This window comes from Streptomyces mayteni, assembly GCF_054783955.1.
On record NZ_BAAGPR010000273.1, the window covers coordinates 1 to 924 of the forward strand.

Sequence of the window (924 nt, forward strand, 5' to 3'; positions counted from 1 at the left end):
CTTTCTTGTAAGTCGAGCAATAGCAAGGCCATACTCGAGCTTAGGACGGATGAAGGCAGCAAAGAGACGAGAAGAAAGAAGCAGAGTAAAGCCTTGACGGTTAAGACCCATAGAGTGAAGTTGAGCCATAGCCGCCAAGGTACTTGAAGAACGATGCTTAATCATGGCAGACACCGAGATACCTTTGCCATCAAAAGGTACACCAAGATAAGTAAACTCTTCCGTTGTTGGGAGATCTTGACCATACAACGACATTTGGACAAAGCGACTTGAACCTGGGGAAGGTGCATTTAGGACAGCACACTTAGGTGGACTCCACTTGTAACCAAGAGTCAAGGAGTGGATCTGCGCTAGGTCCAGCATATGCCGAACTTCGCTAGCAGACCCAACCAGCGCCACATCATCCGCATACAACAGACTGTTGATGGGTGTGGGCGTAGGAGACGAGGAAGACAAAGCAGCAGTACCAACCAAAGGACCAAAGGGAAGACCATCAGCGACCAGAGCACCAGGACCAGGAGGACCAGAAGGAGACACCGATAACACCGAGGTGGTTGTTGCAGAAGCAGCAGAACGAAGCAGAGCTGGCAATGTGTTGACATAGATAGAGTACAGATGAGGACTCAAGACAGAGCCCTGAAGGACACCTGTACTCGGCACAAACGGATCAGAGACATTGTTCTGCAACAACACAGACACCGAGACATCATCAAACATGTTGGCCAACAAGGACACCAAGGACAGAGGAGCAGAAGAGGCGAGCATCGATTGCCATATGATACGACGATCGACTGTATCATAGGCTGACTTGATGACCAGAAAGGCGACCACAGGATAATGATTGTGTCGGCGTCGGTAAGAGTGCATCAGATCGTGAAGACAGAGAGCTTGATCCAATGCACTACGCTGGTGACGGAAACCACC

The 924-nt window shown here is 49.9% G+C and carries 1 protein-coding gene; it reads right to left on the reverse strand.

From position 1 onward, the window contains the following. Window positions 1-924: reverse transcriptase domain-containing protein (locus tag ACYVPE_RS39865; RefSeq protein ID WP_461038736.1), on the reverse strand; the 924-nt coding region annotated here is incomplete at both ends.